Origin of the sequence: Streptomyces sp. NPDC091416, from assembly GCF_044756845.1 — a bacterium.
Classification (GTDB): domain Bacteria; phylum Actinomycetota; class Actinomycetes; order Streptomycetales; family Streptomycetaceae; genus Streptomyces.
This window is the reverse complement of the sequence record NZ_JBIVTU010000001.1, coordinates 1,282,555-1,308,139: the sequence shown is the minus strand read 5'-3', so window position 1 is coordinate 1,308,139 and position 25,585 is coordinate 1,282,555. Positions and strand designations below refer to the sequence as shown.

Here is a 25,585-nt window from a genome sequence, read left to right as displayed (position 1 = left end):
CTCGCTCCGTGTGAGTTGTCCGTCAGTCGTTGTGCAGGACGCCCTGCCGGTCCACCAGCCGCAGCGTGCAGCCCTCGGCGGTCCGCACCCTCAGCTCGAAGGTCACGCCGGCCCAGTCCGCGAGGTCGCCGAGGCCGAAATCGGTCGTGGAGCGGGCGGGCAGTTCGGTCCGGCGCGGAGTGACGCTGTCGGTGACCGCGGTGAGCAGGACCCTCGTCTTGTGGGAGCAGGCCGGTGCGTCCGGGTCGTCCTCCCCGATCTCCAGGGTCAGGCGCAGCCGGTCGCGCCGGTCGGCGCGGTCCGGCTCGGCCATCGTCAGGGTGAGCACGCTGCCCGGGGCGCCGGTCAGCGGCTGAGTCCCGTGCACGTGGAACGTCGCCGCCACCTCACCGGTCCGCACGACGTCGTGGAACGCCCACCAGCTGGTCAGGGCGCAGACGAGTGAGGCGACGAGCAGCAGATCGGGAAGCCGGAGCCCCGGGCGGACCCTGCCGCCCGGCCCCTGCCGCCCCGTCGCCGTGCCGCGGTCGGGCCGGCGCAGCCCGATGTGGATGACCGAGGTGAGGAAGGCGAGCAGCAGGAACGCGAAGAAGACCACGTACTGGTTGCGCGAGCCGCCGGGCCAGTTCCAGCTGGCGTAGCCGGCGAGGGCGACGGCCAGGAGCAGGAACAGCCAGCCCGTCATGAAGGGGGCGCGATGGATGAAGATCTGGCGAAGGGCGCCGACCTTTCCGACCACGACGTTGTTGGCGCCGAACGACTGGCTGGAGACCTCTCTCCCGCCGCCCGGGTCCTCACTCACGGCCGGTCGTCCTTCTGATGCTGGTTGACGGTGCCGACGACCCCGAACACGTTGTTGTGATCGCCCCGGGAGACCACCGAGACGGGCGCGGCGGGGGCGGGTTGCGGGGCGCCCAGCAGGTCCAGGAGCTCGTGACGGCCGGGCGGGCCGTTCAGCCAGGTGGCCAGCGCCGCCGCGAGCCGTGCCCGGTCCGTATCGGTCAACCGGGCCAGCAGGGCGTCCAGTTCGGCGGCTTCGGGTGCGGTCGGGCCCGCCTCGTCATCCGCGGCCGGTCCGGTACCTCCGACGAGGCTCCGGAAGGCGCCCTCGCCCGCGTCCACGCTGCGGTCGGCGATCCGTTGCACGGCGTTGTCCATCACCCCGTCGACCATGCGGCCGGCGAAGAAGGAGAAGTGGGGGGCAAGTTGGCCGGCGAGGTCGAACAGCACGGACACGAGGGCTCCATGAGTCGTCGGAAGGATCTGCCAACACGGTTACTGCCGAGGGTAGTTGAATGAACGCGAATAGTGCAGGGCTTCGAACGGCGGTCGGATGATGATGAGATGGGGTCATGGCTGACGAACGTGATCCCGAGCTTCCCGGTCTCCTCCTGCGCACCGAGCGGGACGCCCTGCTCCCGCTGCTGCGGTCCGCCGCGGACAGCGACTTCGAACGGCGCACCGCCTGCCCCGGCTGGACGGTGCGGGACGTGCTCGCCCACTGCGGATCCGTGCTGACCCGGGTGGTGGAGAGCCGCTTCGGACCTGATGTGTTCAGCCCCGAGTGCAACGACCGGGACATCGCCGAACGGGCGGACTGGACGCACACCCAGGTCGTGGACGAGCTGGAGCGGGGCATGGCCGACGCGGGCCCCGCGATCGCCGCGGCGGGCGGAATCCTGGACGCGGTGGCGCTGGGGGAGTGGGTGCACGCGGGCGATGTACGCGACGCATGGGGGCTGCCCGGGGCTTACGAGGGCCCGGGGTTCCCGCACGCGCTCGGCCTCCTCGTCCCGCGCGCCCTGCGCCGCAAGGTCCCGCTGTTCGTCGCGGAGCTCACGGACAGCGGGCGGGACGTGGCCATCGGCGTCGAGCAGGAGGGCCGGGCCCCCGGACGGTACCGGGGCGACGGTGCGACCCTGGTCAGGCTGTGCGCGGGCCGCCCGCTGGTGGGCACGCGGTACGCACTTGAGGGCGTACGGGAGCGCGAGCTCGGCCTCTTCGACTGAGCCGCCGGCCGAGACGCCGGAGCCCGGCGGCCGTCACGGGCGCTACGGTGCGCCCGTGACGAATCTGACGAACCCGCCGGGCGGGACGGACGGGCCGGACGTGGCGGGCGCCCCGGTGCCGGCCGACGGACAGGCCCCGCAGCGGGTGCCCGTCGCGGTCATGGACCTCAACGCGGATCTGGGCGAGGGCTTCGGACGCTGGACACTCACCGACGACGAGGCCCTCCTCGCCTGTGTGACCAGCGCCAACGTGGCCTGCGGCTTCCACGCGGGCGACGCCTCCGTGATGCGGCGGGTCTGCGACTCGGCGGCCGCCCGGGGCGTACGGATCGGCGCGCAGGTCTCGTACCGCGACCTGGCCGGCTTCGGGCGCCGCGCCATGGACGTACCGGCCGCCGAACTGGCCGCCGAGGTCGCCTACCAGATCGGGGCGTTGCGGGTGTTCGCCGAGGCGGCCGGTGCCCGCGTCTCGTACGTGAAACCGCACGGCGCCCTGTACAACCGCACCGTCCGCGACGACGAGCAGGCCGCTGCCGTCATCGAGGGCGTCCGGCTGGCGGGCGGCGATCCCGCCGTCCTCGGCCTGCCCGGCTCCCGTCTGCTCGCCCGGGCCGCGGAGGCGGGCCTGAGCGCCGTCGAGGAGGCCTTCGCCGATCGCGCGTACACCCCGCAGGGCACGCTCGTGCCGCGCGGCGAGCCCGGCGCGGTGGTGCACGACCCGGACGCGGTCGTACGCCGCAGCGTGGGCATCGCCATCGACCGCGGTGTGACCGGGGCCGACGGCGGCCGGATACCCGTCGTCGCCCGGTCCCTGTGCGTCCACGGCGACACCCCGGGCGCCGCCGCACTCGCCCGGCGGGTGCGGGCGGCCCTGGAAGAGGCGGGCGTCGCGGTGCGGGCGTTCGCATGAGTGCGCCGGGACGGGCCGGCCGGCCGCTCGTCGTGCTGCCCGCCGGGCCCCGGGCACTGCTGGTCGAGCTGGACGGCCGGGAGGCCGCGGAGGCCTTCCACGCGGAGGTACTGCGGCGCCGTGCGGCGGGCGCACTGCCCGACGTGCGCGACATCGTGCCCGGCGAGCGGACGGTCCTGCTCGACGGCATCGCGCACGGCGTCGCCGCGCTCGCCCGGGAGCTGCGGACCTGGCCCGTACCGCCGCCCCGCCGGGACGGGGGCGACGCGGTGGAACTCCCCGTCGTCTACGACGGCCCGGACCTCGCCGACGTCGCCGAGGCATGGGGCGTGGCCGTCGCCGAGGTGTCCCGCATCCACGCCGGAACCGCCTTCCGCGTCGCCTTCTGCGGGTTCGCCCCCGGCTTCGGCTACCTGACCGGCCTGCCGGACCACCTTCACCTGCCGCGCCGGGCGACACCGCGCACCCGGGTCCCGGCGGGCGCCGTCGCGCTGGCCGGCCCGTACACCGGGGTGTACCCGCGCCCGTCCCCCGGCGGCTGGCAGCTCATCGGCCGGCTGCCCGACCCCGGCCCGTTGTGGGATCCGCGGCGCGAACCGGCCGCGCTGCTGGCACCGGGCGCGCGGGTGCGGTTCGTGGAGGCGGCACGGTGACGGCATCCGTGCGGCCCGCGGCCGTCGAGGTCGTCCGCGCCGGGGCCCTGACCACCGTGCAGGACGAGGGCCGCGCCGGGCTGGCCCACCTGGGCGTCGGACGGGCGGGCGCCCTCGACGCACCCGCCGCCGCGCTCGCCAACCGGCTCGCCGGCAACCCGGCCGCCGCGGCCGTCCTGGAGACGACCGCCACCGGCTGCGCCGTCCGCCCGGACCGTGCGGTGCGGGCGGTCGTCGGCGGTGCGCCGTGCCGGGTGACGGTGGACGGGCGGCCGGTGGCGTGGGGCGCCGCGGTGCACGTGCCGGCGGGTGCGGTGCTGGACGCGGGGCCCGCGGCGCACGGACTGCGCAGCTACCTGGCGTTCGCGGGCGGCGTGGCGGCGGAGCCGGTGCTCGGCAGCAGATCCGCGGACCTGCTCTCCGGGCTGGGCCCGGCACCCCTGCGCGACGGGGACGTCCTGCCCCTGGGCCCGCCCCCGCAGGCCGGCGCCCCGTCCGTCGACGCGGTGCCGTGGCCGGGCGCGCCCGGCCCACTCGTGCTCCCGGTGCACTTCGGCCCCCGCCACACGTGGTTCACGTCCGAGGCCCTGGTCACGCTCACGACCGGGGCGTACCGCGTCGGCGTGCAGAGCAACCGCATCGGCCTGCGCACCGAGGGCCCGCCGCTGGAGCGCGTCCGCACGGGCGAACTGCCCAGCGAGGGCATGGTGCTCGGAGCCGTCCAGGTGCCGCCGGACGGCCGCCCGGTGGTGTTCCTCAACGACCATCCGACGACGGGCGGTTACCCGGTGGTGGGCGTCGTCCCCGAACCCGCGCTGGCGGCTGCCGCCCAGGCGGTGGCGGGAACGGTGGTGCGGTTCGTGCGCGCCGGGCGATGAGGCGGGGCGGTCACGTCGTGGCGGGCAGCCCGAAGTGGTCGGCGATGATCCGCATCGTGACGGCGCCGTCGTCGTTGAAGCCGGGATCGGCCTCGTACGCCGGGGTCTCCCGGCCGACGATTCCCGCCTCCAGCAACTCCCCTACCAGCAGGTCTCCGTGACGCTGCGTCTCCCGGCCCCGGCCGACGTTGAAGTACGTCCGCTCGAATCCGCCCCGGCAGTTCTGGAACTGGACAGGGTGGTCCTCGCATTGCTGAATGCTGTAGTGCCGCCCGTTCGGACAGGCGCACGCGGGTGTGCCCGCCAGGAACACCGTCTCGACCCGGTCCGGCCCGCCGAAGCGCTCGTCGTAGCGGAATCCGGTGAGGAAGGCCGCCAGCTGGGAGACCTCTCCGCCACGCACGGCCGTCGCGTCCCACGTCACCCAGGCCCAGCCGCCCGACCCGCCCTGCGTACGGGCCGGATACCCGGCGTCCGCGCAGGCGGCGGCCAGTTCGGTCACATCGATGCCACGGGCGTGGACGGCGTACGTCCCCGGGGCGACGACCGGACGCGTCCCGCCCACCGCGGCCACCGCGGCCACCGCGGCCACCGGCTGTGCGGCGACGAGCGGCGGGGAGGCGAGCGGCAGGGCGGCCAGCGGCGGGGAGGGCAGGCCGAAGGCGCCGGCGATCGCCGCCACCAGCCGGAGCTCGTCGGCGTCCCCGTGCTCGTAGCAGTCGTGCACGCCGTCCTTCCACTCCTCGCACTCCGCCGCCGGGCCTATCACGCCGGCCGCGAACAGCTCGGCCGACAGATGGTCCGGGTTGTCGCCCACCCGCTGCTGCCGGAAGTCCTCGAAGCTGAAGAAGAGCGTCGTGCGCCCGTCGCGGTAGTACGCGAAGTGGGGGCCGTGGGCCTTCGCGCTGCACGGCTCGGTCACGAAGACGACCACTTCCGCCCCCTGCGGGCAGAGCCGCCCGTAGTCGACCTCTTCGTAGTCGTCGTCCTCCTCGTCGATCATGTCGTGCACGGCCCACGCCCAGCCGTCCGCCTCGCCGTGGGCGAGCGGCTCGCGGTTCTGCTCGCGCAGGCTCGCGAAGAAGGTGTCGGCGGGCAGGCCCCGGGCGAAGGCGAGGTTCACCTCGTGGCCGGGGAACGTGTCGTGCAGCCAGGTCGTCATGGAATCGATCGTAGGTCCGGCCGCTGACAACGCTGCTGCCCACGAGCCCCGTTGCCGCGCCTTCGGCCCGGCCGAAATCGCACGACAGGGCCGCGCGGCCTCTGGAAAGCTGCCCAGGACGTTCCGTACGGCGACTGGATGGGTGAGCGATGGCTTTCGTGCTGGTAGGGCCGGTTCTGGAGGGTGCGCGCGTGCGCCTGGAGCCGCTGGGGCACCGTCATGCGGAGGATCTCGCGGTGGCCGCGGAGCAGGACCGGAACTCGTACCGCTTCACCTGGGTGCCCCGCGCGCACGAGGTCGGCGCGTACATCGACGCCCAACTGGCCCGCACCGCCACCGGGAAGCTGTTCCCGTACGCGCAGATCGACCGGGCGTCCGGCCGCGCGGTCGGCGTCACGGCGTACTGGGAGCCCCGGCACTGGCTGGACGAGGAGACGCTGAGCGCGATCGAGGTCGGCTTCACCTGGCTCGCCGCCTCCGCCCAGGGCTCGGGTATCAACGCCGAGGCCAAGTACCTGCTGTTCCGGCACGCGTTCGAGGAGTGGGACGTGGCGCGCGTCGACCTGAAGACGGATGCCCGCAACAGCCGTTCCCGCGCCGCGATCGAAGCGGCGGGCGCGAGCTTCGAGGGCGTGCTGCGGAACTGGTCCCGGTCGTGGGCGCCGGGCGAGGACGGGAGGCTGCGGGATTCGGCGGTCTTCTCGGTCACGGCGGACGAGTGGCCCGCGCGCCGGAAAGCGCTCGAAGAGCGCATCGCACGCGCCCGTGGGGTCTGATCCAGCCGATCGGCTCACGCGCGCCTGCGGGATGTGATCCATCGGACGGCGCTCGCACGCCTGTGGGGCCGGTCCGGCGGACCGGCCCCACAGGCGCGTGCGGCAGGTTCCCTACGCCCCCGCCCGGAACCCGCGCAGCCGCAGCGAGTTGCCGACCACGAACACCGAGGAGAACGCCATCGCGGCCCCCGCGATCATCGGGTTCAGCAGGCCCATCGCGGCCAGCGGCAAGGCCGCCACGTTGTAGGCGAAGGCCCAGAACAGGTTCGTCCTGATGGTGCCGAGCGTCCGGCGCGACAGCCGGATCGCGTCCGCGGCGGCCTTCAGGTCCCCGCGCACCAGGGTCAGGTCGCCGGCCTCGATCGCCGCGTCCGTTCCCGTGCCCATGGCGAGGCCCAGATCGGCCTGGGCGAGGGCGGCGGCGTCGTTGACCCCGTCGCCGACCATCGCGACCGAACGACCTTCGCCCTGGAGGCGCTTGACGACGTCGACCTTGTCCTGCGGCATGACCTCCGCGTACACCTCGTCGATGCCGACCTCGGCCGCGACCGATTCCGCGACCGCCCGGTTGTCGCCGGTCAGCAGGATCGGGGTCAGGCCGAGTGCGCGCAGCCGCTCGACGGCCTCGGCGCTGGTGTCCTTCACCGCGTCGGCCACCTCCAGGACCGCACGCGCCTCACCGTCCCAGGCGACCGCGATCGCGGTACGTCCGGCGGCCTCCGCCTCGGCCTTGCGACGGGCCAGCTCCCCGGGCAGCCGGATCTCCCACTCGGCCAGCAGCGCCTCGCGGCCGACGAGGACGGCGTGGCCCTCGACGATGCCCTGGACGCCGAGTCCGGGGATGTTGGTGAAGTCGTCGGGGGTGGGCAGTGGGGTGCCGGTGCGGTCGGTGGCTCCGGTGGCGACGGCTTGGGCGATGGGGTGTTCGGAGGCGTGTTCGAGGGCTCCGGCGAGGCGGAGGACGTCGGTCTCGGCGGTGCCGTCGGTGGTGTGGACGGTCTGGAGGGTCATCCTGCCGGTGGTGACGGTGCCGGTCTTGTCGAGGACGATGGTGTCGACGCGTCGGGTGGTCTCCAGGACTTCGGGTCCCTTGATGAGGATGCCGAGCTGGGCGCCGCGTCCGGTGCCGACCATGAGGGCGGTCGGGGTGGCGAGGCCCAGGGCGCACGGGCAGGCGATGATCAGTACGGCGACGGCGGCCGTGAACGCGGCCGTCAGCCCCTGACCGCTGCCCAGCCAGAAGCCGAGCGTGCCGAGCGCGAGCGCGATGACGACCGGGACGAACACCGCCGAGATCCGGTCGGCCAGCCGCTGGGCCGCGGCCTTGCCGTTCTGCGCGTCCTCGACCAGCTTCGCCATCCGCGCCAGCTGGGTGTCGGCGCCGACCCGGGTCGCCTCGACGACGAGCCGGCCGCCCGCGTTGAGCGTCGCGCCGGTCACCGTGTCGCCGACCGCGACCTCGACGGGCACGGACTCGCCGGTGAGCATGGACGCGTCCACCGCCGACGCGCCCTCGACCACGGTGCCGTCGGTCGCGATCTTCTCGCCCGGACGGACCAGGAACCGGTCGCCGACCCAGAGATCCTCCGTGGCCACGGTGGTCTCACGGCCGTCGCGCAGGACGGTGACCTCCTTCGCGCCGAGCTCCAGCAGCGCCTTCAGCGCGGCGCCCGCCTTCCGCTTGGAGCGGGCCTCGAAGTAACGCCCCGCCAGGATGAACGCGGTGACCCCGGCGGCCGCTTCAAGGTAGATGTTCCCCGCGCCGTCCGAGCGGCCGATGGTCAGCTCGAAGGGGTGCGTCATGCCGGTCATCCCGGCGGTGCCGAAGAACAGCGCCCACAGTGACCACAGGAACGCGGCCGAGGTGCCGACCGAGATCAGTGTGTCCATGGTGGCCGCGCCGTGCCGGGCGTTGGTCCACGCGGCGCGGTGGAAGGGCCAGGCGGCGTACGTGACGACGGGGGCGGTGAGGGTGAGGGAGAGCCACTGCCAGTTGTCGAACTGGAGCGCCGGGATCATCGACATCGCGATCACCGGCACCGCGAGGAGGACCGCGGTGATCAGCCGCTGCCGCAGCGGGCGGAGCTCGTCCGCCTCAACCGTCCCGTCGGAGGCGTCGCCGCCGCGTACCGGCGGGGCCGGCTCGTGCGCCGTGTAGCCGGTCTTCTCGACCGTGGCGATCAGATCCCGTACGGAGACGTCCTCGCCCCGGTAGCTGACCCTGGCCTTCTCGGTGGCGTAGTTGACGGTGGCCTCGACCCCGTCCATCCGGTTGAGCTTCTTCTCGATACGGGCCGCGCACGAGGCACAGGTCATGCCGCCGATGGCGAGCTCGACCTCTGCGGCGACGCCGGTACCGGTGGAGCCACTGGGGGCAGTGGTGCCGGTGGTGGCTGCGGTCTGCGCGGACACGAGGGCCTCCTTCGATCGGTCGTTCATACCCCAGGGGGGTATGTGGTCATGATGCAGGTATACCCCCTACCCCTATGCAGACGCAAGGGTGATCTGCGACGGAACCGTGGACCGCGCGCCTCCGGTCGGCTGTCGCGCGTCGGGCCTCGCGTATCTTCACGTTCACGGTGAGGCTGCGCCCCCGGGCTACCGCCCCGTAGGCTGGCATTGGACTAGACCTATAGATGGTTTCTGGAGGATTGGGTTCCCATGAGCAACCGTGCAGTCCTGGAGGTGATCGCTCTCGACGCGGAGGACGCGGTCGCGGCCCAGGCGGGTGGTGCGGACCGGCTTGAGCTGGTCACCGACATGGCGGCGGACGGCCTCACCCCGTCCTGCGCGACGTTCGCGGCGATCCGCGCCGCGGTGGACATCCCGCTGCGGGTGATGCTCAGGGTGGCGGACGGCTTCGCGGCCGGCGACGTCGGCGTCCTCGTCCGCAAGGCGCGCGAACTCCGGGCGGAGGGCGCGGACGAGTTCGTGCTCGGCTTCCTGGACGCGGACGGCCACCCCGACCTCGTCGCGGTCGAGCGGATCGTCGCCGAGCTGGACGGCTGCAGCTGGACGTTCCACCGTGCGATCGACCGCGCCGCCGACCGCAACGCGCTGCGCAAGGCCCTCGCCGATCTGCCGGGCCTGGACACCTACCTCACCGCGGGCTCGCCCGCCGGGGTGGACGACGGCATCCCCACGCTGATCGTCGAGGCGGCGCGCAAGGGCGAGCCGGGGTACGAGCCGCAGATCCTCGTGGGCGGCGGCCTGCGGCTGGAGCATCTGCCGGAGCTGCTGGGCGCGGGCATCGACGCCTTCCACATCGGCGGAGCGGCCCGGCCGGGCGGCTGGGCGGGTCCGGTGGACGTGGCGGCGGTACGGGAGTGGCGGGACGTGCTCGACGCGTAGGGCCTCTCGTTCGGCTCATGCCGGGCTCACGGGGTCCCGCGTGTGCCGGACCCCGCTCCCTGGTCCGGCCCGATCCGGACGGAAGAGCCTGAGGCTCGCGCGGCAGCGGCAGCGGGGCGGGATGCCGGGACACGGCAGCCCGCCCCGGTCCGTTTCCGGGGGTGTCCGCGGGCTTCGTGCTGTCGCGACCCTGGCGCAACAAACGCCCCCGGCTTCACAATGGCGTCACGGCGGTGTGGGAACGCTCCCACGGTGCCTCCCCGGCTTCTTCATCTGCCAATGGGAGCGTTCCCACCGCTCAGCCGTCGTGCCTCGGTCCGTATTCGCCCTACCGAAAGGCCTTCGGTGAACGCCTCTCCGCCCCCGTCCCCCACCGGTCGCGCCCGCGCCCGGCGCGGACGTCGCGTGCTCGGCACGTTAGCCCTCACCGCTCTGTTCGGCGGTGTCCTCACCGCTCCGGGCGCCGCCGCCGAGGACGCCGACCCGGCCCCGGAGCAGATCACCAACGGCGACTTCGCCGCCGGTACCGCGCCCTGGTGGTGGACCGCCAACACCGCCGCCGCCGTCACGGACGGCCGGCTCTGCACCGACGTACCGGCCGGAACGGCCAACCCGTGGGACGTGATCGTCGGCCAGAACGACATCCCGCTCGTGGCGGGGGAGACGTACAGCCTCACCTACACGGCCACCTCCACCACCCCGCTGTCCATCCACACCAATGTGCAGCTGGCCGTCGACCCGTGGACCACGGACCTCTCCTCGACCGATCAGATCGGCACCGAAGCGGTCCCCGTCACCCACGTCTTCACCGCGACCGCGGACCGCGACGCCGCCCAGCTCGCCTTCCAGATCGGCGGCAGCGACGAGGCGGCCACCTTCTGCCTCGACGACGTGTCCCTGCGCGGCGGCGCCGAACCGCCCGTGTACGTGCCGGACACCGGCTCGCGCGTCCGCGTCAACCAGGTCGGCTACCTCACGCAGGGCCCCAAGGAAGGCACCCTGGTCACCGAGGCGACCGAGCCCCTGCCCTGGACGCTCAGGGCGGCCGACGGATCGGCCGCCGCCACCGGCACGACCGCCCCGGGCGGCGTCGACCCGACCTCCCGCCAGAACGTCCACACCTTCGACTTCAGCGCCGTCACGACCGCCGGCGACGGCTACACCGTCGAGGCGGACGGGCAGGTCAGCGAGCCCTTCTCCATCGGCGCCGATCTCTACGACGCCCTGCGCGGCGACTCGCTCGCGTACTTCTACCAGAACCGCAGCGGCATCGCGATCGACGCGGACCTCGTCGGCGAGCAGTACGCGCGCCCGGCCGGACACCTCGGCGTCGCCCCCAACAAGGGCGACACGGACGTGCCCTGCCAGCCGGGCGTCTGCGACTACCGGCTCGACGTGCGGGGCGGCTGGTACGACGCCGGTGACCACGGCAAGTACGTCGTCAACGGCGGCATCGCGGTCGCCGAGCTGATGGACACGTACGAGCGGACCCTGACGGCCGACGGTGCCGAGTCCGCCGAACTCGGCGACGGCGCGCTGCGGGTGCCCGAGCACGGCAACGACGTGCCGGACATCCTCGACGAGGCGCGCTGGGAACTCGACTTCATGATGCGCATGCAGGTCCCGGCCGGGCAGCCGCTCGCCGGAATGGTCCACCACAAGATGCACGACGCCCAGTGGACCGGCCTGCCGCTGCTGCCCCATCTGGACCCCCAGCAGCGCGAGCTGCACCCGCCGTCCACCGCCGCGACCCTCAATCTGGCCGCCGCGGCAGCCCAGTGCGCCCGGCTCTTCGCCCCGTACGACGCGGACTTCGCCGACCGGTGCCGTACGGCCGCCGAGACGGCGTGGACCGCGGCGAAGGCCCACCCGGACGTGCTCGCCGATCCCAACGACGGTACGGGCGGCGGCACCTACAGCGACAACGACGTCTCCGACGAGTTCTACTGGGCCGCCGCCGAACTCTTCACCACGACCGGCGCCGGCACCTACCGCCAGGCGCTCCTCGACTCGCCGCTGCACGGTGACACCGACAAGGTCTTCCCGGCCGACGGCGGCATGTGGTGGGGCGGAACCGCCGGGCTCGGCGTCCTGACCCTCGCCACCGTCCCCAACGACCTCACCGCCGGCCAGCTCGCACAGGTCCGCACCGTGGTGACCACGGCCGCCGACCGCTACGCCGCCCAGACCGAGGACCAGCTGTACGGCGTCCCGTACGCCCCGGCCGGCCAGAACTACGCCTGGGGCTCCAACAGCCAGGTGCTCAACAACATGATCGTGCTCGCCACCGCGGCCGACCTCACCGGGAAGGCCGGGTACCGCGACGCCGTACTGCGCGGCGCCGACTACCTGTTCGGCCGCAACCCGCTGAACCAGTCCTACGTCACCGGATACGGCGAGCGCAGCTCCCAGAACCAGCACCACCGGACCTGGGCGCACCAGAGCGACCCCGACCTGCCCCACCCGCCGGCCGGCTCCCTGGCGGGCGGACCGAACCTCACCGCTCCCACCTCCGGTGATCCGGAGGCGGCGGCCAGACTCACGGGCTGCGCGGCGGCGATGTGCTACCTCGACGACATCGGCTCGTACGCCACCAACGAGGTCGCCATCAACTGGAACGCGCCGCTGGCCTTCATCGCCTCCTACCTGGACGACGCCGCCGACGGGGCGGGCCCGGCCCGGGCCTGCCGCGTCACGTACTCCTCGCATCCCTGGAGCACCGGCTCGACCACCACGGTCACGGTGAAGAACACCGGAACCCAGGCGCTCACCCCCTGGTCCCTGACCTGGCTGCTGCCCGGCGACCAGAAGCTCAGCCACACCTGGAGCGCCGAACTCGCCCAGTACGGGCGTACGGTCACCGCCGCACCCCTGTCCTGGAACCGCACCCTCGCACCGGGTGCGGAGATCGACTTCGGGTTCAACAGCAGCGTCTCCGGGGCGGCCGCCGACCCGGGCACGGTCAAGCTGAACGGGAGGGCCTGCACGGCCGGCTGACCGGACACGGGGCGGGGGCGGACCGCAGCCCCCGCCCCGTGCACGTCAGCCCAGCTCCTGCGGCAGCGGCGCCGCGTGCAGGACGATCAGCCCCGACACGGCACGCGTCAGCGCGACGTACAGCCGGCGCAGCCCCGTCCGCTCGTCGGGCTCGCCGTCGACCACCGCGGCCGGTTCGTCCAGCACCACGTAGTCGTACTCCAGGCCCTTGGCCAGCGATGCCGGGACCAGCGTCAGCCGGGACTCGGCGGTCGTCTCCTGGCCGGGGGAGAGATAGCTGTGGCCCGCCGCCGTCAGCGCCTCGGCCAGCGCCGGAATGCGGGCGTCGGCGGCGATCAGACCGGTCGAGCCCTCCTGCTCCAGCGACTCCGCGCACGCCGCGACGACCGCCGCGTCCAGCGCCCCGGTGTCCGCGGCCGCCACCTCCCGGACCGACAGCGAACCGGGCGACTCACGCACCGACTCCACCGCCGCGAGGCCGGGCGAGATCACCGGCAGCAGCCGGGAGGCGTACGCGATCACTTCGCGCGGCACACGGAAGCCGGCCGTCAGCTCCTCCACGTGCGCGTCCGCCTTCCCCAGATGGTGCAGCGCCTGTTCCCAGCTCTGGGTCGACCACGGCGTCGTGCCCTGCGCCAGGTCGCCGAGCACGGTCGCCGAGCCCGTCGAGCAGCGCCGGCCCACGGCCCGGTACTGCATGGGGGAGAGGTCCTGGGCCTCGTCGATGACGACATGGCCGAGCGAGTGCGTGCGCACCACCAGGTCGGTCGCCTCGTCGATCAGCACCGCGTCCGCCGCCGACCACTTCGCCGTCTTCACGCTGCGGGCCGGCTTCGTCCACAGGATGGCCTTCTGCTCGTCCTCGCTGAGCAGCCCGTCCGCGTGCGCGGCCAGGAACTCCGGGTCCGCCAGCAGCCGCAGCACCAGCTTCGACGGCTCGACCGCCGGCCAGACCGCCTTCACCACGGCCTTCACGGCCGATGTGCGCGCCACCGCGTTCTGCACCCGGTCGTCGGGCGCCTCGCCCGCCTCCTCCATCCGCACCAGCACGGCGTGCGCGATCCGCTGCGGAAGGGCCTCGTGCGCGGCTCCGTAGCGCATGTCCCGGGCCAGCAGCTCCCTGACCATCTCCTCGATCTCGTACGCCGGGACCCGCCAGCGCCGGGACCCGCGCACCACCATCACCGGCTCCGTCGGCATCGTCACGTGCGACCGGATCGCCCTCCGCAGCACCTCCGCCATCCGGGCGTCGCCCTTGACCACGGCAGCCCGCGCCTCGTCCGTGGACCGGACCTCGACCTGCGCCGTCACCAGGTCGTCGACCGTCGCCTGCTTCACCTCCAGCTCACCGAGAGCCGGCAGGACCTGCTCGATGTAGTGCAGGAACGACTTGTTCGGCCCGATGACGAGCGTCCCGGTACGGGCCAGGCGCTCGCGGTGCGCGTACAGCAGGTACGCGACCCGGTGCAGGCCGACAGCCGTCTTCCCGGTTCCGGGCCCGCCCTGCACACACACGGTGCCGCCGAGGTCGCTGCGGACGATCTCGTCCTGCTCGGGCTGGATCGTCGCGACGATGTCCCGCATCGGGCCGACACGGGGCCGCTCGATCTCCGCCTGGAGGAGCTTGCTCGTCTGCGCCGCCTCGGACGGGTCGGTCAGGTGCTCGTCCTCGTACGCGGTCAGCTCGCCGCCGGTGTAGCCGAAGCGGCGCCGCTGACCGACGTCGAGCGGGTCCTTCCGGGATGCCCGGTAGAACGGCTGGGAGACCGGCGCGCGCCAGTCGATGACCATCGGGTCGCCGTCGGCGTCGTGGACGTGGCGGCGCCCGATGTAGAACTGCTCGCCCTCCGCACCCTCGGCCTGCGCGGCGCCCACCACATGGAGGTAGTCCAGCCGCCCGAAGAACAGCGGCGTGTGGGAGAGGTCGGCGAGCGATTTGATGCGGTCGGCGATCTGGGCCTGCAGTACGGCGGCGTTCACCCAGTTCGCCGTGACATCGCGGATGTTCAGGGCCTGGGCGTCCTCGCGCATGGCGCGCAGGGCTGCGCGCGAGGCGGAGAGATGGGCGCGCTCATGGGCGAGAGGGTCGGTGGTGGTGTCGCTTTCGTGTGCGTGCGCGGGCACGGTGTTGCCTCCGGCATTCAACGCAGGACGGCGGACCGCAGCCCGTCCCCGCTCACTGCGCGGGGGCGATGCGGTCCGCTCGGGAATCGATCACTGGCTGTCGGCCGGTTTCCGTCCGGTCGGCGGCGCTCCCCCGGCTGCCGGCGCACGTCCCGAGGACGGCCGGTACCACGGTGCGGGAGGCGGGCAGACCGGCGATTGTATCGACCGCTTCCGTCCGGCGCGAACGAATATCGCGCCGTCCATCCCGTAGGGGACGGCGTGCGACCCCAGAGGTAGACGCGCGACCGCGGGCTTCAGCCTCCGGACCGACGCGTCGGCGCACCCGTCCGGAGCACCATGGAAGACATGAGCACCGTCACCCTGAACCCGCGAAGGACCGGCCCCGCGCACGGCGCGACCGCGGCCACCGGTCACCACCGCAGCCACCGCGCCGGGGACGCGCTGCGCGCCGTCAAGGTCTACGCACGGGCCGCGTTCGGCGTCGTCGTCCTCGGCGAGTACGCGGAGGAGGCGGGCGTCCGCCGCAGGCACTGAATCCACGGCGGCGTCCGCCGCAGGCACTGAATCCACGGCGGCATCCGCCGCAGGCACTGAACCCACGGCGGCATCCGCCGCAGGCACTGAACCCACGGCGGGCATCCGCCGCAGACACTGACCCCACGGCGGGCGTCCGCCGCAGGCACTGGACCCGCCCCGCCCCGCCCCGTCAGCCGTCCGACAGCAGCTCGTCCGCGTCCACGATCCGGTACGCGTAGCCCTGCTCCGCCAGGAAACGCTGGCGGTGCGCCGCGAAGTCCTGGTCGATCGTGTCGCGCGCGACCACCGAGTAGAAGCGCGCCTCGTGCCCGTCCGCCTTCGGCCGCAGCACCCGGCCCAGCCGCTGGGCCTCCTCCTGACGCGAACCGAACGTGCCCGACACCTGAATGGCGACGGTGGCCTCCGGCAGGTCGATCGAGAAGTTCGCCACCTTCGACACGACCAGCACGCTGATCTCGCCCTGCCGGAAGGCGTCGAAGAGCTTCTCGCGCTGGGCGTTGCTGGTCTCGCCCTTGATCACCGGGGCGTCCAGATGCTCTCCCAGCTCGTCGAGCTGGTCGATGTACTGCCCGATGACCAGCGTCTGCTCGCCCTTGTGCTTGCGCACCAGCGCCTCGGTGACCTTCCGCTTCGTCGCGGTCGTCGCGCAGAACCGGTACTTCTCCTCGGCCTCGGCGGTCGCGTACGCCAGCCGCTCCGAGTCCGTCAGGTTGACCCGCACCTCGACGCAGTCGGCGGGCGCGATGTAGCCCTGCGCCTCGATCTCCTTCCACGGGGCGTCGAACCGCTTGGGCCCGATCAGCGAGAAGACGTCCGACTCGCGGCCGTCCTCCCGCACGAGCGTCGCCGTGAGCCCGAGCCGGCGCCGCGCCTGGAGATCCGCGGTGAACTTGAAGACGGGCGCGGGCAGCAGATGCACCTCGTCGTAGATCACGAGCCCCCAGTCGCGGGAGTCGAACAGCTCCAGGTGCGCGTAGACGCCCTTGCGACGGGTCGTCAGCACCTGGTACGTGGCGATGGTGACCGGGCGGATCTCCTTGCGCGTACCGCTGTACTCGCCGATCTCGTCCTCGGTCAGCGACGTCCGCTTCACCAGCTCGTGCTTCCACTGCCGGGCCGAGACGGTGTTCGTGACCAGGATCAGCGTGGTCGCCTTGGCCTGCGCCATCGCGCCCGCCCCGACCAGCGTCTTCCCGGCGCCGCACGGCAGCACGACGACCCCGGACCCGCCGTGCCAGAACCCCTCGACGGCCTGCTGCTGATAGGGCCGCAGCGCCCAGCCGTTCTCGTCCAGGTCGATCGGGTGCGCCTCGCCGTCCACGTATCCGGCGAGGTCCTCGGCGGGCCAGCCCAGCTTCAGCAGCGTCTGCTTGACCTGCCCGCGCTCGGACGGGTGCACGGCCACGGTGTCCGGGTCGATCCGGGCACCGACCAGCGGCTGGACCTTCTTCGACCGCAGGATCTCCTCCAGGACCGGCCGGTCCGTGGAGGTCAGCACGAGTCCGTGGACCGGGTGCTTGGAGAGCGTGAGGCGGCCGTACCGGTCCATCGTCTCGGCGATGTCGACGAGCAGCGCGTGCGGTACGGGGTAACGCGAGTACTTCACGAGCGCGTCGACGACCTGCTCGGCGTCGTGTCCCGCGGCACGGGCGTTCCACAGCCCGAGCGGGGTCAGCCGGTAGGTGTGGATGTGCTCGGGCGCACGCTCCAGCTCCGCGAAGGGGGCGATCACACGACGGCAGGCGTCGGCCTGCTCGTGGTCGACCTCCAGGAGCAGCGTCTTGTCGCTCTGGACGATGAGGGGTCCGGTCACGCGCTTCGGCCCTTTCTGCGGCGGGGTGGCCGGGTACCGGCCAAACCTCCAGTGTGCCGTATGCGGGGGCGGGGTGGTGTGGTCCCTGTTCCGAGGGCTGTCCCGCACGCCGATCCACCAGGAACTGCGGGACAGCCCTCAGGCGCGGGGTTCCGTCCTCGACCGCCGGACAGGACCCCGGTCACGTCTGGTCGTCCGCCAGTTCCGCCACGCCCGTGATCCGGTGGAGCGGGTAGGTGCGGACCTCGTCCGCCGTGTGGTCGTACGCGGTGACGTAGCCGCCCTCGACGCGGACCGGGGCGATCACGCGCTGGCTCGCGGCGCCCTCCGCGTTGACGTAGCCGATCCAGATCGCCGAGCCCGTCATCGCCGCAGCCTGGACGGTGACCAGGGTCTCGGCGGACGTCGTACGGGGCAGGGAGCCCGCCGCGGACCCGGACGGCGTGGGGCCGGTGTCCTTGTGGACGACCGTCGCCGCCGTGTCCCCGGCCCGGATCGCCCGGACCGCAGCCCCGAGCAGCGTCGGGTCGGGCAGCGGCGGGCCCTCGGGGACGGGGACGGGCGCCGTGCGCGGCGGCGTGCGGACGGCGCCGGCGCGGGTGATCAGGACATCGCCCTCGGCGGACTCCGCGGCCGGCGCGTACCCCATCTCGCGCAGGCCGTCGAGGAGGGACGCCGGGTCGATCCGGGCGGCCAGTGCCGTCGGGGCGAGCCGGCGCAGGCGCAGGGGCGCGGAGCGCTTGTCGGCGAGGATCTCGTTGAGGACGGCCTCGTCGTCGCAGCGTACGTACGAGGAGGCGGCGCCGATCCGCAGATGGCCGTGGCGGCGGGACACGTCGTCGATGAGGTAGCTGAGGGGCTGCGGCACCGGCGTGCGGCTGTGCGCGGCGAGGAAGGCGTGCAGGTCGGCGGCGGACTGCCCCGCGTCCAGGGCGCGGCGTACGGAGCCCGGGGTGAAGCGGTAGACCGTCGCGCCGCCCTTGGACTCGATGTCCGCGAGGGCGGAGAGCATGTCGGCGAGGGGGCGCTCCAGCGGGCCGGGGGCGACGGCGGTCAGGTCGGCCTGGAGCAGGACGTGGTCGAGGGGTTCCGGGATGAGCGGGGCGAGCCGGGCGGCGGCCTCGGCGGGCCCGCCGGAAAGCAGGGCGCGGGTCTGCGAGGCGAGGGCGCCGCGGCCCGTGATGCCGAGGAGCTCCGACTCGTTGAGCGTCCACAGGGCGATCCGGGACCGGAGGTCGGTGGTGTCCCCGGCGGACGCGGAGGCGCCGCGCAGCGGCCGTTCCCAGCGGAGCCGGGCGAGCAGGGACTCGGGGTCCGGGGCGGTGCCCGGCGGCAGGGCGGCGAGCAGGGCCAGGACCCGGTGGCGGACCTCCGGCGCGGCGGAGCGGTCGAGTTCGGGTCCGAGGGCGGACAGGGCGCGGCCCTTGGCGTCCTGTCCGCCGACCAGGCCGGAGGTGCGGGTGGCGGCGAGCCAGGCGGAGGCGAGGTCCACCCAGCGGTCCTGGGCGGACAGCTCCGCCCAGTCGTCGTACGCGGGAGTCGGCGCGTACCGTTCGTCCGCCTCGCCGTCGGAGGCCAGCAGCCCGGCCGCGTAGGCGAGTTCGACCCAGAACGCGGCGACGGGCTCCGAGACGTCCAGGGTGGCGGCGGTCTTCTTCAGCTCGCGGACGCTGAGGCCGCCGGCCCGCAGTATGGCGGGGCCGCCCCCGTTCCAGCTCTTGATCAGTTCCTCGACGGTGGACACCGCGAGGAACGCCTGGCCGGCCGCGGCGCCGTCCACAGCCTGTGGATCGCGTTCGGCGACGGTGGCGAGGGTGGGCGGCTGCGGTTCGGGCACGCGGTGGGCGCGCCCCGCGCGCAGATGCAGCGCCGCCTCGCGCGGCAGCACGACGGTGCGGGTCGACACGGGCAGCAGGAGACCGCGGTCGCGCAGCCACTTCACGGGCGGCGTGGGGTTCGGGGTGACCTCGCCGTACGGCGGACCCCAGACCAGCCGGTCCAGCACCGACAGGGCCTCCACCGGTGCGGTGTCGAGGAGTTCGCCCATCCGGGTGCGGTCGGTGAACAGCGCGGAGAGGGCGTCGACCGCGGAGACCGGGTCATGGGTGGCGGGCAGTCCGGCCTCGCGGAGGATCTCCTGGAGCCGGCCGGGCGACATGCCGGCGGTGGCCTCGGCGACGGTCGGCCCGAGACCGGTGGGCGAGGGGTGCTGCGGAGACGGCGACAGCAGTTCACGGGCGGTGCGCACCAGACGAAGCCGGTCGTTCTCGCCCCAGACGAGGGCCTGTTCGCGCAGCGTGTCCAGCGCACCGGGCAGCGCCGCCACGATCGCGGCACCCGCGTCGTCCCGGTGCTCCCCGTCGTCCCGGCCGTCGCCCGTGAGCAGGCCCAGCAGGATGTCGTACGGCGCCGGGTCGGGCGCGACGGCCAGGGCCTCGGCGGTCTGCAGGGCGAAACGGTCGAGGTGCTCCAGGGCGCGGACGACGGAGGCACGGGTGCCGGCGCGTGTCGCGAGCTGGGTGATGTCGCCGGGCACGGGGGTGAGGAGATCGGGCCGGGCACGCAGCAGCCCGGCCAGTGACTCGTCGTCCCGGGCGCGCAGAGCCTCGGCGAGCGTCCGCGGTGGTGTGGTCATCCCCATCCGTCCCACGGTAGTCGCTCCGGACAGGCCCGAGGACGCTACCGTCGGTGCAGGGCGGTTAGAGGGGAACGATCGCGTGGGGATCGAGAGCGACCAGCTGGTCTACGACTACTTGAGCCGGGTCGGCGACCTGGCCCAGCAGCAACAGCTGTCCTCGGGCATCCGGATGAGGCTCGTGTCGCAGTTGCGGGGCGAGATCGACCGGCAGCGGGTGGCGCAGGCCGCGGACACCCCGGGGGCGGTGCGCCGCATCATCGGGAAGCTCGGCACCCCCGACGAACTCGTCGCGGCGGCGGCCTCGGCGGGCGACGGCACGCCGTTCCCGCAGCCGGAGCCGGACACGGGCGGCGCGCAGCCGGCGGGGGTCCCGCGCCCGCGCCGGGCGAGGCTCCGGAAAGACGGTTCGCGCAAGGGCGCGTCGGAAGCCGGGGAAGGCGCTTCGGGGCCGTCGCCCCGCCCGGCGCCGTTGCCGCCGCACCGGGCGGGTTCGGACGAACTCGGCCCGTCGGGGGACGACACGGACTGGTGGAGCGTGGCCCCGGGCCGGTTCGGTGACGTCGGTGAGTTCGGCGCGGGGACCGACGTACCGGGCTTCCGGGGCGGGGTGGAGATCCCGGCGGTGCTGAGGCCGCCGGTGGCGGCGGAGGACGAGGGCTTCGCGGAGGAGGACGAGGAGTTCGACGACTCCGACGACTCCGACGACTCCGACGAGTCCGACGAGTCCGGCGAGGAGGAGGCGGAGGCCGGGACGCCGCGCCGCAGGCGGTTGCCCCGGCTGCGCCGCGCCCGTGACCGCGAGGCCGCCGCGGGCCGCGGCTTCGCGCACCCCCTGCTCCTGCTGGCCGCCGGGCTGCTGGTGGCCGGCGCGGTGATGAACCCCCCGCAGGCCCTGCTGGTCCTGGCGGCCGGCTGGCTGCTCGCGTACGGCTCCCGCACGTTGTCTCGTGCGGAGGCGAAGTGGGTGGCGATGGGGCTGCCCGGCCTCGTCGCGGCGGGCGCCCTCGTCTGGCTGTGGGGCCGGATGGACGGCCGGTGGGGCGCGCCCATCGCGGAGGGGCAGATGAGCCCCGCGATCGGCGAGACGTGGCCATGGGTGCTGCGGGGCGCGGCCGTGGCCTCCGCGCTCTACCTGATCCGGCGCGCGCGGGGCCCTCGGCCGGGCGGGCGGTGAGGTTGCCGCGCCCCTTTCCGGGGCGGGGGGGTTCCGTCCTCAAGCGCCGGACGGGCTTGATTCGTGCGGGTTCCCCGTCGGGTGCGGCCGCCCACGCCCGGTGGGTGGGGGTGGGGTCCCTCCGGGGAGATCTCCTCGGAACTGGCGTGTTCACCCGGGTACGTGATTGACCCGGGTCGTACGCCAGTCCCTGCGGGGACTCCCCTGCACGCCCCCACCCACCCGTCGCGCGCCTGCACACCGGCAATACGACCGCCGCAGACGCAGGACGGCCGGTCCGGGGCCGTGCAGGGGAGTCCCCGCAGGACGACGCACATCGACCCGGGTCCTTCGCGTAGCGGCGGAACGTGCGGCGTCCGAGGAGATCTCCCCGGAGGGGCCCCGGACCCCCACCACCGGACAGAGGCGGGCCGCACCCCGCGGAGCGACCCGCGCAATTCAAGCCCGTCCGGCGCTTGAGGACGGAACCCTCAGCCCCGGACCGGGGCAAGGCCAGCACCCCCGCTGCCCGCTCAAGGGTCCCGCCCCGGACCGGGGCAAGGTCAGGACCCCACTGCCGCCCGCCCAAGGGCCCCGCTAGGACAGCTTCGTGCCGAACTCGTCGAGGATCAGGTTCGCCGCCGTGTAGCCGATGCCGGCGATCCACAGGCGGTCGTCGACCTTGAAGACCTTGCCGTTCTTCGAGGCGGTCAGGCCCTTCCACAGGCCGCTCTTCATCGTCCTGGTCGTCCCCGCCTTGTCCGGGTCGCCGTACGTGGACGTGAAGACGACGTCCGCGTCCGCGAGGTCGATCTTCTCGGGGGAGACGTCGTAGGAGAAGCCGTCCTTGGCCTTGTCCGTGATGGCGGGCCGGCCCATGCCGAGGTCGGCGAGGATCGAGCCGATGTAGTTCTGCTTGCCGTAGATGCGGATGTCGGCGCCCTCGACGAAGCGGACGAAGTTGACGTCCGTGGCCGCCGCCTTCTCCTTGCCGCCGATCGCCTCGGTCACCTTCGCGACATGGGCGTCGTACGCCGCGACGACCTTCTTGGCCTCGGCCTGCTTGCCGAGCGCCTCGGCGTGGACCTGGAAGTTCTCCTTCCAGGCGGTGCCGGTGGACTCCGTCATCACGGTGGGGGCGATGGCGCTGAGCTGCTCGTAGCGGTCGCCGTCACGGACCTTGCTGGTGAGGATCAGGTCCGGCTTCAGGGAGGCGACGGTCTCCATGTTGGGGTTGGCGATCTCGCCGACCTCCGTGAGCTTCTCCGTCTTCTCCGCAGGCAGGTAGGCGGGGAAGCCGTCCTCCGTGGCGGAGTGCGTCGCGCCGACCGGCTGCACGCCCAGGGTGAGCGCCGAGTCCAGCTCGCCGGTGTCCAGGACCACCACGCGCTTGGGCGTCACGGGGACCTTCACGTCACCCATGGCCGTCTTGACGGTGTGCGTCGCTGCGGCGTCCGTCTTCCCGCCGTCGTCGCTGTCCGAGTCCGACGAACAGGCGGTGAGCGCGAGCGCGCCGGTCAGCGCGAGGGCTCCGAGCGTGATTCCGCGGTGGCGGAGGGCGGTGGGCATGGGGAGCCTTTCGTGGGTGGGGTGCGGAGTCAGGAGGAGGGTGCGGGCTGCCAGGGAGCGCCCGGGACGACGAGCGGGGAGCCCGTCACCGGGTCCGGGACGATCACGGCTTCGAGGCCGAAGACCTCGCGTACGAGTTCCGCGGTGACGACGTCCCGCGGGTGGCCCTCGGCGACGATCCGGCCCGCCTTCATGGCGACCAGGTGGTCGGCGTAGCGGGCGGCCTGGTTGAGGTCGTGCAGCACCGTCACCACGGTCCGGCCGCGGGTGCCGTCGGCGGCCGGGGCGGCGAGCCTGCGCACCAGGTCGAGGACCTCCACCTGGTGGGCGATGTCGAGGTACGTGGTCGGCTCGTCGAGCAGCAGCAGGTCGGTGTCCTGGGCGAGGGCCATCGCGATCCAGACGCGCTGGCGCTGGCCGCCGGAGAGTTCGTCCACGGAACGGGAGCCGAGCGCGGTGATGTCGGTGCGTTCCATGGCCTCGGTCACCGCCCGTTCGTCCTCCTGGGACCACTGCTGCCACCAGTGCTGGTGGGGCTGGCGGCCGCGGGCGACGAGGTCGGAGACGGTGATCGCCTCGGGGGCCACGGGGGTCTGCGGGAGCAGCCCGATCGACTGGGCGATCTTCTTCGTGGGGATCTTCGACAGCTCGGTGCCGTCCAGGAGCACCGCCCCGCCACGCGGTTTGAGGAGCCGGCCGAGCGCGCGCAGCGTCGTCGACTTGCCGCAGGCGTTCGGTCCGACGATGACGGTGACCTTCCCGTCGGGCACGGCGAGGTCCAGCTCGTGGACGACGGTCCGGTCCTCGTACGCGAGGGTCAGCTCGCGCACCGTCAGACGGCTGGTCGTGGTGTCCTGCTGCCGGGTCGTGGTCATGCGTTGCCTCCCGAGCGGCCACCGTGACCGCGGATGATCAGCCAGATCAGGTACGGGGCGCCGACCGCCGCCGTCAGGACGCCCACCGGAAGTTCGGTGGGGGAGAAGAGCCTGCGGGCCAGCAGGTCCGCGAAGACGACGATGACCGCGCCGAGCAGCGCCGAGCAGAGCAGCGGGATCTGTGCGGTGCGGGTCATGCGGCGGGCGATCTGCGGGGCGAGCAGGGCGACGAAGTCGACCGGTCCGGCCGTCCCCGTGGCCACGGACGCCAGGATCACGCCGAGGGCGACGAGCCCCAGGCGTACCCGCCCGAGCCGGACCCCGAGCGCGGTCGCCGTGTCGTCGTCCATGGAGACGGACCGCTGGGCGCGGGCGGCCCACAGGACGGCGGGCAGCAGGACGAGGAGGGTCCAGCCGATGGGCGCGGCCTCGTCGTAGCCGCGGCCGTTGAGCGAGCCGGTCATCCAGATCTGGGCCTGCTGGGCGACGAGGTAGTCGCCCTTGGTCAGGAACAGGGTGGTGACCGAGCGCAGCGCGATCGCGAAGCCGATGCCGATGAGGACGAAGCGGGTGGCGTGCAGCCCGCCGCGCCAGGCGAAGACGTAGACGAGCGCCGCGGCCGCGACCCCGCCGATCACCGACAGGTACGGCAGGACCGTGTACGAGGTGATGCCGAAGGTCATCGCGCCGACCGTGAGCGCGCTCGCGCCCTGGCTGATGCCGATGATGTCCGGGCTGGCGAGGGGGTTGCGGGCCACGGTCTGGATCAGCGCGCCGGCGATCCCGAAGGCGAGGCCGACGAGGAGCCCGACGACCATGCGCGGCATCCGCAGCGTGCCGACGACGAGTTCGTCCGGGGAGGGCCGCCCCAGGACCACGTTCAGGACCTCGCCCGGTGCGACGAAGCTCTCGCCGACGCAGAGGTACGCGACGCAGACGACGGCCAGCAGCACGACGAGCGAGGCGGCGACGACCGCGGCCCGGCGGTGCAGCAGGAACCGCCCGCGTGCCCCGATCGACACGAGGCTGTACCCGGCGGGCCGCACCGCGGCCGTGGGGGCGCTCATGCGGGCACCGCCTTCCGGCGGACCAGCGTGACCAGGAACGGCACTCCGATGAGGGCCGTCATGACCCCGGCGGGCACCTCGCTCGGCGGGAAGACGATCCGGCCGATGACATCGGAGACGAGCAGCATCACGGGTCCGATCAGGGCGGCCATCGGAAGCACCCAGCGGTGGTCGCTGCCGACGATCGCCCGGGCAATATGGGGAACGGCGAGGCCGATGAACGCGATCGGGCCGGCCGCCGCGACCCCGGCTCCGGTGAGCACGGTGGCGCCGATGCCGCCGACGACGCGTACGGTCGCGATCTTCTGCCCGAGGCCCTTCGCCATGTCCTCGCCGAGCGCGAGGGCGTCGAGCCCGCGGGCGACGCAGAGCACGAGCACGGTGCCCAGCAGCAGGAACGGCCAGATCTGCTGGGCGACCTCGGCCTCGCGGCCGGCGATCGAGCCGACCTGCCAGAACCGGAACTCGTCCAGCGCGGACGCCTTCGTGGTCAGCACGGCCATGGTGACGGACACCAGCAGCGCGTTGATCGCCGCGCCGCCGAGCGCGAGCTTCACCGGGGTGGCGCCGCCGCGTCCGCTGGAAGCGATGGCGTACACGGCGACGGACGCGACGGCCGCGCCCGCGAAGGCGAACCAGACGTATCCGGTGAGCGTGTGGATTCCCGCGTACGCGATGGCCAGCACGACGCCGACCGAGGCGCCCTGGCTGATGCCGAGGATGCCGGGGTCGGCGATGGGGTTACGGGTGATGCCCTGGAGCACCGTGCCGGCGAGGGCGAGCGAGGCGCCGACCATCAGACCGATCAGGGTGCGGGGCACCCGCATGTTCCGGATGACTTCGGCGGCGTCGGAGTGCCCGCCGTGCAGCAGCACGTCGAACACCTCCGACGGGGGTATGGAGCGGGCCCCGACGGCGAGGCTGAGCAGTACCGCGACCAGCAGCGCCACAACGGCCGCCGCCGTCGCGAGAGCGCGTCTGGAGCGGCGTGGTGCGGCGGTTGGCATCGAACCCCATAGACAGGCGAGACAAGCGAGACAAAGCAAAGCAAAGTAAGGCTTGGCTAAGTC

At 73.4% G+C, this 25,585-nt stretch carries 20 protein-coding genes; 9 read left to right on the top strand and 11 right to left on the bottom strand.

From position 1 onward, the window contains the following. Positions 1-22: 22 nt before the first annotated feature. The gene (locus tag ACIQMX_RS05850) at positions 23-802 is read right to left on the bottom strand and encodes a hypothetical protein (RefSeq protein ID WP_402475233.1); all 780 of its coding nucleotides are present in this window, start codon (positions 800-802) and stop codon (positions 23-25) included. Next, positions 799-1,236: a hypothetical protein gene (locus tag ACIQMX_RS05845; protein WP_402475230.1), complete on the bottom strand. Its 438-nt coding sequence runs from the start codon at positions 1,234-1,236 to the stop codon at positions 799-801. Before ACIQMX_RS05845 ends, ACIQMX_RS05850 begins: the two co-directional genes overlap by 4 nt. A gap of 116 nt (positions 1,237-1,352) precedes the next feature. On the opposite strand from ACIQMX_RS05845, the gene ACIQMX_RS05840 reads away from it, so the two are divergent. The 4 genes from ACIQMX_RS05840 to ACIQMX_RS05825 all read left to right on the top strand — a co-directional run bounded on the left by ACIQMX_RS05840 (position 1,353) and on the right by ACIQMX_RS05825 (position 4,450). Further along, positions 1,353-2,009 (top strand): maleylpyruvate isomerase family mycothiol-dependent enzyme, encoded by a 657-nt coding sequence (locus tag ACIQMX_RS05840; RefSeq protein WP_402475228.1) that lies wholly within the window; start codon positions 1,353-1,355, stop codon positions 2,007-2,009. Between the two features lie 160 nt (positions 2,010-2,169). Continuing rightward, a complete protein-coding gene (locus ACIQMX_RS05835) occupies positions 2,170-2,919 on the top strand; it encodes a LamB/YcsF family protein (RefSeq protein ID WP_402475613.1) in 750 nt (249 codons plus the stop codon). Then, the gene (locus ACIQMX_RS05830) at positions 2,916-3,572 is read left to right on the top strand and encodes an allophanate hydrolase subunit 1 (RefSeq protein WP_402475225.1); all 657 of its coding nucleotides are present in this window, start codon (positions 2,916-2,918) and stop codon (positions 3,570-3,572) included. Before ACIQMX_RS05835 ends, ACIQMX_RS05830 begins: the two co-directional genes overlap by 4 nt. Beyond that, complete coding sequence (locus tag ACIQMX_RS05825; protein ID WP_402475223.1) at positions 3,569-4,450, top strand: biotin-dependent carboxyltransferase family protein; 882 nt, start codon at positions 3,569-3,571, stop codon at positions 4,448-4,450. Before ACIQMX_RS05830 ends, ACIQMX_RS05825 begins: the two co-directional genes overlap by 4 nt. Before the next feature lie 10 nt (positions 4,451-4,460). Here the strand turns inward: ACIQMX_RS05825 and ACIQMX_RS05820 are convergent, their stop codons facing one another. Beyond that, the gene (locus ACIQMX_RS05820) at positions 4,461-5,612 is read right to left on the bottom strand and encodes a hypothetical protein (protein ID WP_402475221.1); all 1,152 of its coding nucleotides are present in this window, start codon (positions 5,610-5,612) and stop codon (positions 4,461-4,463) included. 149 nt (positions 5,613-5,761) lie between these two features. On the opposite strand from ACIQMX_RS05820, the gene ACIQMX_RS05815 reads away from it, so the two are divergent. Continuing rightward, complete coding sequence (locus ACIQMX_RS05815) at positions 5,762-6,388, top strand: GNAT family N-acetyltransferase (protein ID WP_402475218.1); 627 nt, start codon at positions 5,762-5,764, stop codon at positions 6,386-6,388. A gap of 111 nt (positions 6,389-6,499) precedes the next feature. Here the strand turns inward: ACIQMX_RS05815 and ACIQMX_RS05810 are convergent, their stop codons facing one another. Further along, positions 6,500-8,827 carry a heavy metal translocating P-type ATPase gene (locus tag ACIQMX_RS05810; protein WP_402475215.1) on the bottom strand — a complete coding sequence of 776 codons (2,328 nt, stop codon included), beginning with the start codon at positions 8,825-8,827 and terminating at the stop codon, positions 6,500-6,502. Positions 8,828-9,049: 222 nt separating this feature from the next. Here ACIQMX_RS05810 and ACIQMX_RS05805 point away from each other — a divergent pair, with 222 nt between their 5' ends. Continuing rightward, on the top strand, positions 9,050-9,739 hold the full coding sequence (locus tag ACIQMX_RS05805) for a copper homeostasis protein CutC (RefSeq protein WP_363071171.1): 690 nt from the start codon (positions 9,050-9,052) through the stop codon (positions 9,737-9,739). 345 nt (positions 9,740-10,084) lie between these two features. Further along, positions 10,085-12,736, top strand: coding sequence for a glycoside hydrolase family 9 protein (locus ACIQMX_RS05800; protein WP_402475212.1), 2,652 nt, complete (start codon positions 10,085-10,087; stop codon positions 12,734-12,736). Positions 12,737-12,781: 45 nt separating this feature from the next. Here ACIQMX_RS05800 and ACIQMX_RS05795 read toward each other — a convergent pair whose 3' ends face one another. Further along, positions 12,782-14,860, bottom strand: coding sequence for a HelD family protein (locus ACIQMX_RS05795; RefSeq protein ID WP_402475209.1), 2,079 nt, complete (start codon positions 14,858-14,860; stop codon positions 12,782-12,784). Positions 14,861-15,208: 348 nt separating this feature from the next. On the opposite strand from ACIQMX_RS05795, the gene ACIQMX_RS05790 reads away from it, so the two are divergent. Further along, positions 15,209-15,397 carry a hypothetical protein gene (locus ACIQMX_RS05790; protein ID WP_402475207.1) on the top strand — a complete coding sequence of 63 codons (189 nt, stop codon included), beginning with the start codon at positions 15,209-15,211 and terminating at the stop codon, positions 15,395-15,397. 172 nt (positions 15,398-15,569) lie between these two features. Here ACIQMX_RS05790 and ACIQMX_RS05785 read toward each other — a convergent pair whose 3' ends face one another. Both ACIQMX_RS05785 and ACIQMX_RS05780 read right to left on the bottom strand, forming a co-directional pair. Next, positions 15,570-17,213 (bottom strand): DNA repair helicase XPB, encoded by a 1,644-nt coding sequence (locus ACIQMX_RS05785; protein WP_363071163.1) that lies wholly within the window; start codon positions 17,211-17,213, stop codon positions 15,570-15,572. 181 nt (positions 17,214-17,394) lie between these two features. Further along, on the bottom strand, positions 17,395-19,854 hold the full coding sequence (locus tag ACIQMX_RS05780; RefSeq protein WP_402475204.1) for a helicase C-terminal domain-containing protein: 2,460 nt from the start codon (positions 19,852-19,854) through the stop codon (positions 17,395-17,397). A gap of 76 nt (positions 19,855-19,930) precedes the next feature. On the opposite strand from ACIQMX_RS05780, the gene ACIQMX_RS05775 reads away from it, so the two are divergent. Then, the gene (locus ACIQMX_RS05775; RefSeq protein WP_402475202.1) at positions 19,931-21,025 is read left to right on the top strand and encodes a hypothetical protein; all 1,095 of its coding nucleotides are present in this window, start codon (positions 19,931-19,933) and stop codon (positions 21,023-21,025) included. A 576-nt stretch (positions 21,026-21,601) separates the two neighbouring features. On the opposite strand, the gene ACIQMX_RS05770 is transcribed toward ACIQMX_RS05775, so the two are convergent. Genes ACIQMX_RS05770 through ACIQMX_RS05755 form a run of 4 tightly spaced genes read right to left on the bottom strand, consistent with a single transcriptional unit; the run spans position 21,602 to position 25,522 of the window. Continuing rightward, on the bottom strand, positions 21,602-22,573 hold the full coding sequence (locus ACIQMX_RS05770) for an iron-siderophore ABC transporter substrate-binding protein (protein WP_363071157.1): 972 nt from the start codon (positions 22,571-22,573) through the stop codon (positions 21,602-21,604). Positions 22,574-22,602: 29 nt separating this feature from the next. Beyond that, entirely contained in the window at positions 22,603-23,448 is an 846-nt protein-coding gene (locus tag ACIQMX_RS05765; protein ID WP_363071155.1) for an ABC transporter ATP-binding protein, read from the bottom strand. After that, complete coding sequence (locus ACIQMX_RS05760; RefSeq protein WP_402475199.1) at positions 23,445-24,515, bottom strand: FecCD family ABC transporter permease; 1,071 nt, start codon at positions 24,513-24,515, stop codon at positions 23,445-23,447. Before ACIQMX_RS05760 ends, ACIQMX_RS05765 begins: the two co-directional genes overlap by 4 nt. Further along, entirely contained in the window at positions 24,512-25,522 is a 1,011-nt protein-coding gene (locus tag ACIQMX_RS05755; RefSeq protein WP_148019352.1) for an iron ABC transporter permease, read from the bottom strand. The genes ACIQMX_RS05760 and ACIQMX_RS05755 overlap by 4 nt, the downstream gene beginning before the upstream one ends. Positions 25,523-25,585: the final 63 nt, after the last annotated feature.